General features: G+C 50.0%; 10 protein-coding genes. 1 reads left to right on the top strand and 9 read right to left on the bottom strand.

The genetic code is table 11. The annotated features are described in order from the left end of the window. The first annotated feature begins 201 nt into the window (after positions 1 to 201). Entirely contained in the window at positions 202 to 849 is a 648-nt protein-coding gene (locus NNL38_RS06385) for a murein L,D-transpeptidase catalytic domain family protein (RefSeq protein ID WP_255390176.1), read from the top strand. A 634-nt stretch (positions 850 to 1,483) separates the two neighbouring features. On the opposite strand, the gene ald is transcribed toward NNL38_RS06385, so the two are convergent. The 9 genes from ald to NNL38_RS06340 all read right to left on the bottom strand — a co-directional run bounded on the left by ald (position 1,484) and on the right by NNL38_RS06340 (position 13,681). Beyond that, on the bottom strand, positions 1,484 to 2,599 hold the full coding sequence (ald, locus tag NNL38_RS06380) for an alanine dehydrogenase (protein WP_255390175.1): 1,116 nt from the start codon (positions 2,597 to 2,599) through the stop codon (positions 1,484 to 1,486). Between the two features lie 493 nt (positions 2,600 to 3,092). Next, positions 3,093 to 3,359, bottom strand: coding sequence for a hypothetical protein (locus tag NNL38_RS06375; protein WP_255390174.1), 267 nt, complete (start codon positions 3,357 to 3,359; stop codon positions 3,093 to 3,095). Between the two features lie 50 nt (positions 3,360 to 3,409). Further along, positions 3,410 to 6,334 carry a bifunctional diguanylate cyclase/phosphodiesterase gene (locus tag NNL38_RS06370; RefSeq protein ID WP_255390173.1) on the bottom strand — a complete coding sequence of 975 codons (2,925 nt, stop codon included), beginning with the start codon at positions 6,332 to 6,334 and terminating at the stop codon, positions 3,410 to 3,412. A 269-nt stretch (positions 6,335 to 6,603) separates the two neighbouring features. Further along, positions 6,604 to 7,836 (bottom strand): organoarsenical effux MFS transporter ArsJ, encoded by a 1,233-nt coding sequence (gene arsJ, locus NNL38_RS06365; RefSeq protein WP_255390172.1) that lies wholly within the window; start codon positions 7,834 to 7,836, stop codon positions 6,604 to 6,606. Between the two features lie 129 nt (positions 7,837 to 7,965). Next, a complete protein-coding gene (locus tag NNL38_RS06360; RefSeq protein ID WP_255390171.1) occupies positions 7,966 to 8,967 on the bottom strand; it encodes an ArsJ-associated glyceraldehyde-3-phosphate dehydrogenase in 1,002 nt (333 codons plus the stop codon). A 278-nt stretch (positions 8,968 to 9,245) separates the two neighbouring features. After that, positions 9,246 to 9,740 carry a phosphatase domain-containing putative toxin gene (locus tag NNL38_RS06355; RefSeq protein WP_255390170.1) on the bottom strand — a complete coding sequence of 165 codons (495 nt, stop codon included), beginning with the start codon at positions 9,738 to 9,740 and terminating at the stop codon, positions 9,246 to 9,248. Positions 9,741 to 9,787: 47 nt separating this feature from the next. Continuing rightward, complete coding sequence (locus tag NNL38_RS06350) at positions 9,788 to 10,567, bottom strand: metalloregulator ArsR/SmtB family transcription factor (protein WP_255390169.1); 780 nt, start codon at positions 10,565 to 10,567, stop codon at positions 9,788 to 9,790. A 150-nt stretch (positions 10,568 to 10,717) separates the two neighbouring features. After that, positions 10,718 to 11,785, bottom strand: coding sequence for a PGAP1-like alpha/beta domain-containing protein (locus NNL38_RS06345; RefSeq protein ID WP_255390168.1), 1,068 nt, complete (start codon positions 11,783 to 11,785; stop codon positions 10,718 to 10,720). A 258-nt stretch (positions 11,786 to 12,043) separates the two neighbouring features. Next, a complete protein-coding gene (locus NNL38_RS06340; RefSeq protein WP_255390167.1) occupies positions 12,044 to 13,681 on the bottom strand; it encodes a GMC family oxidoreductase in 1,638 nt (545 codons plus the stop codon). Between the last annotated feature and the right edge of the window lie 77 nt (positions 13,682 to 13,758).

The following is a 13,758-nucleotide window of genomic DNA, read 5'->3' as shown; positions in this document are numbered from 1 at the left end:
GTGTTTGCCAATAATAAAAAATTCATGTTCTAAGCGTATGTAAAACATTTGTTTTTGAAATTCATTCCTCAATTTAACAGGATTTTTTTGCGCTACCCGACCCACAAGGAAACAGCACACAAGACTAAACTTGTGCCGATTTTATGGTAAAGTCTCGCCATATTAACTATAAGTCGAACAATAGAGTGTTTAACAAGGACCATGAAAAAAGCGATTAACCTGTTCGTTCTGATTTTTTTATTTTTGCCGATCACAACATTTGCCAGTAAGATTCATAGCAATACTTACAGTAATAACAACACACCGGAATCGATCATCGACCATGTTTATCAACAAGCAAATCTCAAAGGTGTGATTGATTATCAGGTATTTAAAGAAGGCTATAACGCGTATTACCAAGCCAAGGGCCGAAAAAAACAAATTCTGACCATCATTGACTACAGTAAGCCTTCGACCGAAAAGCGATTTTTTGTGATTGATTTACATCAAAACAAACTGATCTATCGCACATATGTTTCTCATGGGGTGAACAGTGGCGGTCGCAAGGCAACCCGTTTCTCCAACCGGGTCAACTCCAGACAGACCTCGCTGGGCACATTCTTGACCGACACCACTTATTACGGCGGTAATGGTTACTCGTTGAAGCTGGACGGCCTGACACGCGGTATCAACGACAATGCACGCCGCCGTTACATCGTGGTCCATGGGGCGAAATACGCCACAGAATCTTTCATTAAACGTCATGGCTACCTGGGACGCAGTTGGGGCTGCCCTGCACTGCCAACCGGCTTATCTCGACAAATTATCGATACCATTAAAGGCGGCAGCGTCATTTATGCACATGCATAACACTATCGGTTATTCGTAAGAGACTGAATTTAATAAGAACAACAGCAGTAATTATTTTTCGCTTCATTGCAAAGGTATGACTCAATTGTCATACCTTTTTTTTATCGACTCTTTCTCGCTAAGTTATGATTCCAGCACTGTGTTATCTGAATGGTTTTTCAGATATCAATGCCTGGTATTTTTTTACTTCACGACCACGTTTGCTTTTTAATACTAATCACAGTAAGTAAGCGAACGGAAATAACGTCGGAAAAGTGCTTGAGAGCAAGGCGGAATTTTCGCTAAGTCGTTATTATAGAATCAAAAGCTCTAGTGAAGTTATCGAGCATTTTAACAAGATATAATACCCCCTTATTTACTACGATTGGTTTAAGTTTCGGATGAATACCGCCATGAACTTAGTCCACTTGCGGTCGCATTGACGAGCCATCAAATACTGTACCGGAGCGTCATCAGCAGCGGATATAACCCGAGTGCATGATATTCGGGTGATTCAACAAATGAAATGCGTTTTCCTTGATCACAGCGGTAAAGACAAACCTGAAAGATCACCTGGACCGGCGAGCAGCTTTACACGCAAAAAAAATCCCTGCCAGATTGGCAGGGATTTTCCGACACTAACCGAATTGGCGAATTACGCCAGTACGTCTGCTGCAGCAACGTATGGCAGGTCCAGCGCTTCAGCTACTTCGTCACAAGTGATTTGGCCACGGTAAACGTTCAGGCCGTTCATCAGGTGCTTGTCTTCTTGCAGTGCTGCTTTGTAACCTTTGTTAGCCAGCTTCAGGATATATGGCAGAGTTACGTTGTTCAGGGCGAAAGTCGATGTACGAGCAACCGCACCTGGCATGTTTGCAACACAGTAGTGAACAACATCGTCAACAATGTAAGTTGGATCGCTGTGTGTTGTCGCGTGAGACGTTTCTACACAACCGCCCTGGTCGATGGCAACGTCAACGATCGCCGCGCCTGGTTTCATCTTCTTAATCATTTCAGCAGTAACCAGTTTCGGTGCAGAAGCGCCTGGTACCAGAACACCACCAATCACCAGGTCAGCTTCCAGCACGTGTTTCTCAATCGCATCTTTGGTTGAGTAAACGCACTTCACTTTACCTTCGAACTGAGCGTCCAGCTTACGCAGGACATCAATGCTACGGTCCAGAACAACAACGTCAGCACGCAGACCAACAGCCATCTGTGCTGCGTTTGCACCAACAACACCACCACCAATCACGACAACTTTCGCAGGCTCAACACCTGGAACGCCGGCTAGCAGCATGCCGCGACCGCCTTTAGATTTCTCTAGAGCAAAAGCACCGGCTTGAATCGACATACGACCCGCAACTTCAGACATCGGTGCCAGTAGTGGCAGACGACCGTTGTCGTCAGTCACTGTTTCGTAGGCAATACAAACAGCTTTGCTGTTGATCAGATCTTTAGTTTGCTCTGGGTCCGGGGCCAGGTGCAGGTAAGTAAACAGGATTTGACCTTCACGAAGCATCGCACGCTCAACAGCTTGCGGCTCCTTCACTTTAACAATCATTTCTGATTCGGCAAAAACCGCTTCTGCTGTTGGCAGAATTTGAGCACCGGCATCAATGTAGTCCTGATCGCTGAAGCCGATACCTGTACCCGCTTGTGTTTCAACATACACAGTATGTCCATGTGCGACAGCTTCGCTTACTGATGCTGGCACCATACCTACACGGTATTCATGAACTTTAATCTCTTTAGGTACACCGATAATCATTTTTATATCCTTGCTGACTTGTTTAAAAGTTATGTACACAATAATGAAAAAAGTCTGGAATGTGCCACCGTTTTTTAACCTAAAACCAACAAATACATCTAGAATTTTCTTCTAATCTGGCACAATGAACTGTTTTTGACTCAGCTCACACAACAAAACTTGGATTTTTGGATACAAATTAGACCACTTGACCACCTTTTCTCTAACATCCAGTGAAAACACCTATGATTAAAGCCGTATATAGGAATAATCTCTATAGACAAATCATGAATTACCGTCTATCAAGCTGTAAAATCACAATTACGGCAGGATAAAATTCAGAATATTTGACTTCCATAGCAGATTTGAATGTTCATTACCCAAATGCGTTGTGAAAAAGCAGGATCACATTTCATCACACAAACACAACATTCCCAGTTAAGTGATCTGTTGTGTAGAAGGTATGCAGGCACAAAAAAAGCCGCTTGCGCGGCTTTTTAAAGTCAGAGGCGATTTAGTCCTCAAACTCCCAGGGCATCTCCGGGAGCGCATCAAGGTTTTCAGAATAGCGTTTTAAGTCGAAGTTTCCGTCATTTTTGGCCACATCGAACACTTCCACCGACAGGGCACAGGCCATCATTTCAATGGCTTCCTCTCTGGGCGTCCCAGTCATCATCAGACGCATCAGGGTCTCTTTGACTTTGATCGGGTTTCCTTCTTCAAGCTGGTTTTCAATCGTTTCGACCAGCATGTCCCCGTTCATGATTTCATCATTTTGCATAATTTAACCTGCTTATGGATTCACACCGGCAGTGTAACAAAAACCAAACCTCATTGCTGTTGCAGCAGTGTGAAGCAACGTTCCAGCGGCACCGCCTGGCTAAAGTAAAACCCCTGCACATACTGGCAACGCATCTCTCGCAACAACTTCAGCTGCTCCTGAGTTTCGACCCCTTCCGCCACGACCTGGATCCCCAGCTTCTCGCTGAGATCGATGATCAGAGAGACTAAGGTCTGGCTATCAGGGCTTTGCTCAATTTCTTTGATGAACTCTCGGTCTATCTTGATGATATCCGGTCGCAAATCTACCACAGCGCTGAGAGATGAATATCCGGTGCCGAAATCGTCCATCGCAACTTTAATATCCCGCTGTTTAAAGTGATTGAGCAGGCACTGAATATCGCTACTCTCCTTGGAAGCGGTCGATTCAGTGATTTCAACGATAATAGCATTATCCGGCAGCTCATACTGCTGGATCACTTCCCAAACCTGCTCTTCTTCTGCATTGTTGATAAACTCTTTCACCGAACGATTGACCGAAAAACAGATGGCTTCATACCCGGCGTCATGAAGCACTTTCAAGTCGCGACACGCCTGATGCAGCACAAAAGAGCCTAGTTGTTTGATTAGCCCGTATTTTTCAGCCAACGGGATAAACACCGCCGGCGAGACAAAACCTTCCACCTCATCAAACCAGCGAACCAGGGCTTCAAATTTAGAGATTTGGCCGGTTTGTGCATCCACAATCGGCTGGTAGTAAACCGTCAGCGCTTCATCGGCAATAGCTTTTTTCAACCGATCCCGTAGCCGGAGTTTCTGCAGATACTCCGACTGGAGATCCCCATCATACTCACAGACCCCATTGCGACCGCGGCCCTTCATGTTGTACATGGCATAATCGGCATTTTTGAGCAGCGCGTGATGGGTTTGCCCACTTTCCGGATAAGTGGAAACACCAATACTCACCGTGGTATTCACGGTGACGCCATCAATCAGCAGCGGCTGAGACACAGCCGCGACCACCTCATGGGCTATCTCTTTCGCGTCACCGGCACCGCTGTCCGGCAGCAAAACACAAAACTCATCGCCGCCGTATCGGCAAATATTGTCATTTGTCGGAAACAGTTTTTTGAGCCGCTCTGCAATGTGGGTCAGAACCCGGTCACCGAAATCGTGTCCGTACAGATCATTAATCGACTTAAAATCATCCATATCAATGAACAGCAGCGAAAAAACGTCACTTTTCTTGCTCACTGAATTAATTTTTTTCTCAACCCGGTGGACAAAGCTGCGACGGTTAACCAGCCCGGTGAGCGGATCACAGTAGGCATAAAAGGTCAGTTGCTCTTCAGCTTTTTTCCAGTGACTGATATCGCGGAATACCGCCACATAGTTCACAATATCCCCGTTGCTGTCCCGGATGACATTGATCGACATCTCTTCAGGGTAAATTTCGCCGTTCTTACGCTTGTTCCAGACTTCGCCTTTCCAGTGCCCGATGGTCGACAAACTGTACCAGAGCTCCTGATAGTACTCTTTCTCATGTAAACCAGATGAGAGGACACTCGGTGTTTGGCCCAGCAACTCCTTCTCCCGATATCCCGTAGTTTGCTCGAACGCCCGGTTGACCGAGATAATCTTATTGTGACAATCCGTGATCAGGATACACTCTGAGGTATTGTCAAACACCACCTGAGCACGATTGAGCTGGCGCCGAGCTTCAACCGTGTTGGTGATATCCCGCTGGATACCGGCAATACGGGTTGGCTCACCTTTGTCATTTTTGGCAATGACACTACCTTTGAGTTTCAGCCAGCGCTCCTGGCCGCGCTGAAGATCCGGATAGCGTTTTTCACTGAGGCGAAATTCGAACTGAAACACACTGGTGAAATTCTGCTGAATAAAGCGCTGGAAGAAACTCAGCCCTTCAGCCCTGTCCTCCGGATGTATGCACGCAATCCACTCGGCAAAGTCACTGCCATCCTTCGGCTTATCCCGGCCGAGAATATTCCAGAATTTCGGCGAGGTAAAAAACTCCTCGCTGATCAAATCATATTCCCAGATCCCTTCTTCAACCGAGTTAAAGGTCGTATTGAGCTTGTGTGAGGTTTTGGTCAGCTTGGCTGAAATCTGATAGACATCCGTGACATCATGAACTGTGCCACGCATCAACAGGGGCTTGCCCTGCTTATCCCGGATCACATCGGCGCGTTTACGCAGATACTTAATTGAGCCATCCGCCAGTTGTGCCCGGTGGACCAGATTGTAACTAACCGAATCCGACTCAATCGATTCATGCAACGAGCTCAGCACCCAATCGCGATCTTCGGGATGGATAAACTCGGACAACAGATCAATCGATGGTGTCAGCCCGGTATCCTCGATCCCGTAAATCCGGTAAATCTCCTGGCTCCAGCTAATCGTATCCGCGGTCAGATCCCAGAACCAACTGCCGACTTTGGCGACCCGCTGGCCTTCCTCGAGCTCCCACAGCAGTTTTTCCTGTTTTGACAACAACTGGGTATATTTCAGCTCAACGCCCAACAGGTAGCTGAGCTCCTGACACCACTGCTGGGCAGCTTCAGAATGCTGATAGGGGGTATCGAACAGGCAAACGACAATACCAACCGGCTCGTCGCTATCGGTAAAGACCGGGATCCCGAGATAACCTTCAACATTCATCTCCCGCAGCGCAAGATCATCCGGGAAATGCTCCTGGATATTGGCCGGGTAACTGCACCCCTGACTGCCCCGCTGCACCAAATGGCAAGGCGTTCCCGCCAGTGGATACGTGAAATTATCAGTTAATTCGCCATTGATTCGGTAAGACAAGGTCCTGGCATATTGTCGGGTTTCGTCAAAATAGCCAATAAAACAGTGCTTGGGTGATAAGAACTCACACAGCTGGTGCGTGGCTTCATCAAACAGTTGATTTCCATGTAAGCGCTTAAGCGCATTTTCAATCGTGGTATTCATCACTCGCTTAGCAGTCGTCAAACTTGGTCTGGAACCTGACATCTTGTCAGGCTATCAATGGCGAAACGGAGTGAGACTCTACATGATGAAACTGGTTTATTAAAGCGAGCGTCGAATGGGAGGAAGATCAAAGTTTCAAAATATTGATATGTATCACTATATCCCGAAACTCTGCCATTCTCCTGTCACGACAAAGAGAAATATGCTGTAAAGGAATATGACAATCACGCCAGAGAATGACAGCAGCCGGAGCGACTGCTGTCAGATCATCAGTTTGCAACCTGTGCTTTCGGGTGCGCCGGCAGCCAGAGCGAAATCAACGTCGTCGCCGCGAGGAAGGCAAAAGACACCCACAGGCAGGTTGCCAGCCCCGCGATCTGGTATAACCAACCGGACAGTACCGTGCCAATCAGCCGTCCCATCGCATTGGCCATGTAGTAAAAACCCACATCCAGCGACACGCCGTCATCTTTGGCATAGCTGACAATCAGGTATGAGTGCAGTGAAGAGTTCACCGCGAACACTGCCCCGAATATCAACAAGCCACCGACAATCGTCAATCCGGGCTGCCAGCCGGTCTGGATCCCGAAAGCCACAGCGGCGGTGATCACCGCCAGCAATCCGGCCCAGGCCATCGCAGCCCTGCCATCCGGGACCACACCTTTGCTTTTCCCGGTCAGACGAGGCGCCATCCCCTGGACAAAGCCGTAGCCAATCACCCACAAGGCCAGAAAACCACCCACGGCGGCATGATCCCAGCCAAACACCTGGCCGAGATAGATCGGCAGGGCCACCACAAACCAGACATCGCGGGCGCCAAACAGGAACATGCGCGCAGCCGAAAGAATGTTAACGCTGCTGCTCTTGGAGAAGATATGGCTAAACTTCACCGCCTTTTTCGCCTTGCCCATATCCTTGTCCAGCGCCCACAAGCTCAGCATCAGCACCAGGACCAAGACTGCAGCCATCGCCAGCACCGCCCCTTTGAAACCAATCGTGGTCAGTAGGACACCGCCCACAAAGAAGCCCGCCCCTTTCAGGGCATTTTTAGAGCCGGTCAAAATCGCGACCCATTTATACAGGGCACCCTGACGCTCATTCGGAACCAGGGTTTTGATCGCACTTTTTGCACTCATCTTATTGAGATCTTTGGCGATGCCCGACAACGCCTGCGCCAGCATCACCCAGGGCACCGTCAGATAAGCGGACGGCACTGCAAGCATCACCAGAGCAATAACCTGCATCCCCAGCCCGACGTTCATCGTCCGGTTCAGACCCAACTTGGCCCCAAGCCAGCCGCCAATCAAATTGGTGACCACCCCGAAGAACTCATAAAACAGAAACAGCGACGCGATTTCAAGCGGGGTATAGCCAAGCTGGTGAAAGTGAAGCACCACCAGCATTCTGAGTGCACCATCAGTGACCGTAAAATTCCAGTAATTGAAAGTCACCAACATATATTGGCGCACGTCTTTGGATAAGTTCGAAAAAGCAGCAAGCATGCGGAATTCTCTTGTCAGTTGCAGCAGTATTAATACTACGCCAGGAAAAGCAGACAGCAGCGCCAGTGGTTCACCCCGGCGCTGCGTCTGCTCAACACTGCCTTTGAGCCACGTTGCTCAGGCAGGATTTCAGGCCAGGCTGACTTTGCGGATCAGCTCAGACGTGCGGGTTGCGTAACCCATTTCGTTATCGTACCAGGCGTAGACTTTGACCATACGATCGTTGACCACCATAGTTGACTGCGCATCAACCACTGTCGAGCGCTGATCGCCCTTGTAGTCGATGGAAACCAGTGGCCGTTCTTCAAAGCCCAAGATCCCGGCCAACTCTCCTTCTGCTGCTTCTTTAAGCAGGGCATTCACCTCTTCGGCTGTGGTATCACGGCTGACATCGAAAATGATATCGGTCAGGGATGCGTTCGCCAGTGGCACACGGACCGCATGACCGTTAATTTTACCTTTCAGCTCCGGGAAAATTTCGACAATCGCCGTCGCCGAGCCGGTGGTGGTCGGGATCAGGCTCATGCCGCAAGCACGGGCGCGACGCAGATCTTTATGTGGTGCATCCAGGATGGTCTGGGTGTTGGTCAAATCGTGAATGGTGGTGAAAGAAGACTGCTCAATTCCCAGTTTCTCGTGGATCACTTTCACTACCGGAGCAATACAGTTGGTAGTACAGGATGCCGCCGTTACGATGCGATGTTTTTCGGCATCAAACAGATGATCGTTCACGCCTACAACAACGTTCAACACGCCTTCTTCCTTCACCGGTGCCGACACCACCACACGTTTGACCCCCTGAGCCAGGTATTTCTGCAGTAGCTCAGTTTTACGATGTACCCCGGTTGCTTCCAGCACAACATCGCATGCAGACCAGTCCACAGCGTCAATATCACGCTCCTGGGTACAGCGAATCCGGTGCTCACCGATCACAATGGCATTGTCTTCAGCAGTTACCCCGTGATGCCAGCGCCCCTGGACAGAATCAAACTCCAGCAAGTGACCTAAAGTCTGTGCATTTCCGGCCACATCATTAATCTGTACAAATTCAATGTCCGCCCAGTCATAGGCCGCGCGCAGCGCCAGACGACCGATACGACCAAAACCATTGATACCTACTTTAATAGCCATGCTTCATTTCCTCTGTGCTTGTGCACCGTCTAAATATTCGTTAAACCATATATATGGAATTGCGAATATACTAGTCACATCTAAGGCTTCTGGCTAGCCCTTTCTTAAAAAATTCACAAAAGCCCCTCCTGATACTCATCCCGATGCATTTTATAACCCCTGGCTGACAAAATGATGAAGCCAGCAACCCATGAAGATCCTGAATTACCCAGCAAAAAGGCCCCGCAAAGCGGGGCCTGAATCACCAACTGATCGAGTTGTTCTATTGGAATTTCTGGTTATTGAAATTTGCGGATATAGTCGAGATGAACCTGGCGTGTGAATGCACCAGGACGTAACGCTTGAATTTGCGCGATCGCCGTGTCCAATGCCACCCCTCTCTCGAGCATCAGCCGAGCCGCAATCAGCCCGGTCCGGCCGGAGCCGCCCATGCAATGAATCGCCAGGGACTCTCCCTGATCCAACATGGCCTGTGCCGCACAATTAGCTTGCGGCCAGTTGGCATGAAATTCATCGCCCGGCGCACAATCATCCTCTATCGGCAGATGGAACCACTTCAGCCCCAGCTTCTCACACGCCTTCGCCAGTTCAGCTAAGCCATCATCCGCCAGATCACCGGGTTCCAGCGCCGTCAACACGGCCGTAGCGCCCGCCTCTTTCAGTTGCTGTAAGGCCTCTTTCATCGTCGTTTCTTTGGTACCGGGGCAAGGGGTCAAAATCAACTGGCCGCTGCCATCGAGAGGGAGTGTCCAGTATGGGTGTGTTGTAGACATGGTTATTCCTGTGAACATCAAACTAATAAAATATATAGAACTGAGCGCTAGGCACTCAGTGTCGAATCTTTAAGGCTAAAACCCGGCTTCTTACGATCTGTCAGCGCGGAGAGTTTCAGCTTCTCTTCATTGATCATTCCCGGGTTGCCGTTTCTGACCGTCGCCAGCGTATGCCGGATCCAGGTCGGCAGGTTTTCGGCCAACCGATAAAAGATCCACAATCCCTCACGCTGATCCTGCAATACGCCCCCATCGCGGAGCAGCGCCAAATGCCGCGACACTTTCGGCTGGCTGACATCCAGCACCTTGGTTAAATCACTTACCGAGAGGGCTTGCTCGTCTTCAATCAGCATCAGGATCCGCAGCCGAAGCGGATCGCTCATAATCTTGAACAGCTCAACCGGGCCAATCACATCATGCTGTACTTCCCCATTGAGCATCAGAAATAGTGCGATCCGAGCGCGGAGCCCTTCGAAGGTTTCCCTGAACGGTGCCAGCCCTGCTTCCGGCTTCGGGTCTTTAAAGTCCCAGTGGATCAAGGCATCGGAATCGGCAAACAGCGCACATTCATTGCTGGCTTTATCACACAAGGTGATCACCACATCAAAATGCTGGTCCTGAAGTTCCAGTGCAGACACGCTGTGGAGATCGTCATCGTGAATCCCCTGCTCAGACAGCACCTGATAGACCCGCGGATCAACGCCTTCCGGCTTCATCCCGGCACTCATCACCAAATAGTGATCACCTGCCATATGCCGCATCAGGGCTTCCGCCAGCTGGGAGCGCGCAGAGTTGCCAGTGCAAAGAAACAAGATTTTCTTTTTCATGTAGGTCTCAGTCGATGAACAGGTGAGCCCAGTATATATGAGCAACTATATATAACAATAGCCATATATAGAGTTCACGAAACTGTCAAAAAAGATACGCAAACGGCAGGTGATCAAAAAGCCCGCTTTTGACGCGGGCTTGGCTGGTTATTATTCAGCTGTGTTGAACAACACCCATTGTTGGACTTTCTTAGCAATGTGCGGGTGGATCAACAAATCGATATGGTTGATCCCACCGGCGACCCACTGATGCTGCGACGGATAATTGAGCGCCGCATAATTATCGCCGGCCGCCCCCAGCGCACTAGCCACCGGCACCAGGCCATCGCCCAGCCGGAGGTTTTTTTCATCATCCAGGTTCTGCCCCAGGCAGGAAGCAATGGCATAACATGCCACCCCCTGCGGTAAAGGAGGACGCTCTTGCGGTAACGCTGGCTCTGCCAGGGGTTGCCAGTCTGTATGGCGGATATGCCCCTGGCTCAAATCCTTGGTGCCGCTGCTGCGGATCTCAGAAAGCCGGGTTAACATTTTCAGATACGGCGTATCGGCGATCCGATCATCAATCCAGCAAGCCAGCTTGGCCAACGGCGCGCCATTATGGGGAGAGCCCAGGGTGATAAAGGTATGGAGCGTACTCAGCCAGTTCAATTGATGCTGTTCAGCATAATAACAAGCGCTTCGTGTCACCAAGCCACCCATGCTGTGGCCAATGATCACCAGCTCTTTGACCCGGCATGGCCAGCTCGCCACCAACGCTTCCAACATCCGCGCGAAGTTTTCACCATTTTCAGAGATGTGCAAACCAGTGTTGTAACGCAGATAAACAGGCGTGTAACCATACTGACTCAGGCTACGGCCATGATCATGTTCTTTTCGTTTCCACTGCACATCATTCATACACCAGCCGTGAACACAAACAACGATCCGCTCAGTACAGCGGGCCAACTGCTGATCGAGTTGCCCGGGCTCCAGGTTCAGGGTCTGGTGTTGATCCCGCAGCAGCATGGGCTGCAAGAAGCGACTGTTTCGCTGTGCCAGGTAGTCCCCAATGGCACCGTTCAGCGTGGCGATCACCATTTCGCTCTGAACCGGCGGCAATCCCGATTCAATAAAATCACCCAGCTTCTCTTTCGCCACCAGCTTATTTTCCGACATTTTGGATGACAGCTCATCCATCACGGTCTGAAATCGTTGACTCAGGTTATTTTTCGAAATCATACACCAACCTACCACTGATCACGTCGTTGACTATCATTTATGAGTCAAGCATGGAAATCAAGCGAATCAAGACCACATCCCGGCTGAATATTAACAATAAGAATCATGGAAAATATACAACACCATGATAATATCGAAATATAAATAAAGGCGTGCTCTTGAATTGTAAAAAGAAAAATTAGAAAAATCATTCTAACTTTAAAAATAATTGAAGTTTAGAATCAGGCCATGAATATAGCCTGAAACATTCTCATCGATTTAAGTTGCCGTTTCGACTTCTAATTGGGCATTGACTGGCTTTTTTACATGATCTCCCAAAATCATATCCGATGCTTTTTCTGCAATCATAATGGTCGGTGCATTGGTGTTGCCGCCAATCAAGGTCGGCATAATCGACGCATCCACCACACGCAGTCCCGAGACACCCCGTACCCGGAGCTGCGGATCGACGACAGCCATCTCATCATTGCCCATTTTACAGGTCCCCACCGGATGATAAATCGACTCTGCTTTACGGCGGATAAAGGCCGCCAGAGCTTCATCCGTTTGAACCTCGGGGCCGGGATAGACTTCCCGTCCACGATAGCGCTCAAACGCCGGCTGCTTGAGGATTTCCCGTGACAGCTTGATAGCTTTGAGCATCACGGCCATATCCTCCGGGTCATCCAGGTAATTTGCCTGAATGACGGGCGATGACGCCGGATCAGCATCCCGCAGCGTTAACCGGCCGCGGCTCTTGGGGCGCAAGTTACAGGCATGGAGCGAGTAGCCGTGTCGCACCGTCTGCCACAGGTTCAGGCCATGGTTGTCCAAGAAACAGGGCGAGAAATGAAATTGAATATCCGGCGCCGCAAGCTCAGGGGAGCTTTTGGCAAACCCGCCCGCCTCAGCAATATTTGATGTGAAATTTCCCTTCCTGAACAACAAGTAATCAAAAATCCCCTTGACCGAACGGAGCAGAGCCACCGGGGAGAACCCGATGGAGTAAAAGGTCCGCTCTCGAGTCACAGCAAGCACATCCAGGTGATCCTGGAGGTTTTCCCCGACCCCGGGAAGATGGTGAACCAGCGGGATCTGGTGCTGTTTGAGCTGCGCCTGATCGCCAATCCCCGACAACAACAACAGCTGCGGGCTGTTGATGGCGCCACCGCTAAGCAAGACTTCCCGCTGACAGGACACCCTATGTCGTTCGCCATCTTTCACATACTCCACCCCAGTTGCCCGCCGGCCATCAAAGAGGACGCGCGTTGTCAGAGCATCGGTGATCACCGTCAGGTTCTCTCGTGCCTCAGCAAGCCGCAGAAAACCGGCAGCGGTGCTGCAGCGTTCACCATTTTTCTGGGTCACCTGATAATAGCCAACCCCTTCCTGCTCACCGCCGTTAAAATCCTGCGCTCGCTTGTGGCCTGCTTGCATCGCCGCCGCGATGAAGGCATCCGACAACGGGTTATGGACCCGCAGATCCGATACATGGAGCGGCCCGCCCAGGCCGTGATAGGCATCTTCCCCACGCGACTGATGCTGGGATTTCTTAAAGTAAGGCAACACATCGTGATAGCCCCAACCGGGATTCCCGAGCGCGGCCCAGTGGTTATAATCGCAGGCGTGTCCGCGGATATAACACATCGCATTCGATGCGCTGCTGCCCCCCAGAGTCCGCCCTCTGGGCCAGAACAGCTGGCGGCCACCCAGATGCGGCTCGGGCTCCGTGTAATAGCGCCAGTTCATTTGCTTCGAATGCATCATCCCGATGATGCCCAGCGGCACACGAATCATCAAACTGGCATCTTTCGGTCCGGCTTCCAGCAGGCATACTTTGACAGATGGATCAGCAGAGAGCCGATTTGCTAATACGCAGCCCGCCGACCCTGCGCCCACAATAATAAAATCATACATAACAATCCCTCAGTTAAATGGATGATTTGCCAGCCAGATGAAATTACCCAGTCATAAGTATTTTTTATTGATTCTCT

This window comes from Photobacterium atrarenae, assembly GCF_024380015.1.
Taxonomy (GTDB): Bacteria; Pseudomonadota; Gammaproteobacteria; order Enterobacterales; family Vibrionaceae; genus Photobacterium; species Photobacterium atrarenae.
This window is presented reverse-complemented; position numbering and strand designations above follow the sequence as displayed.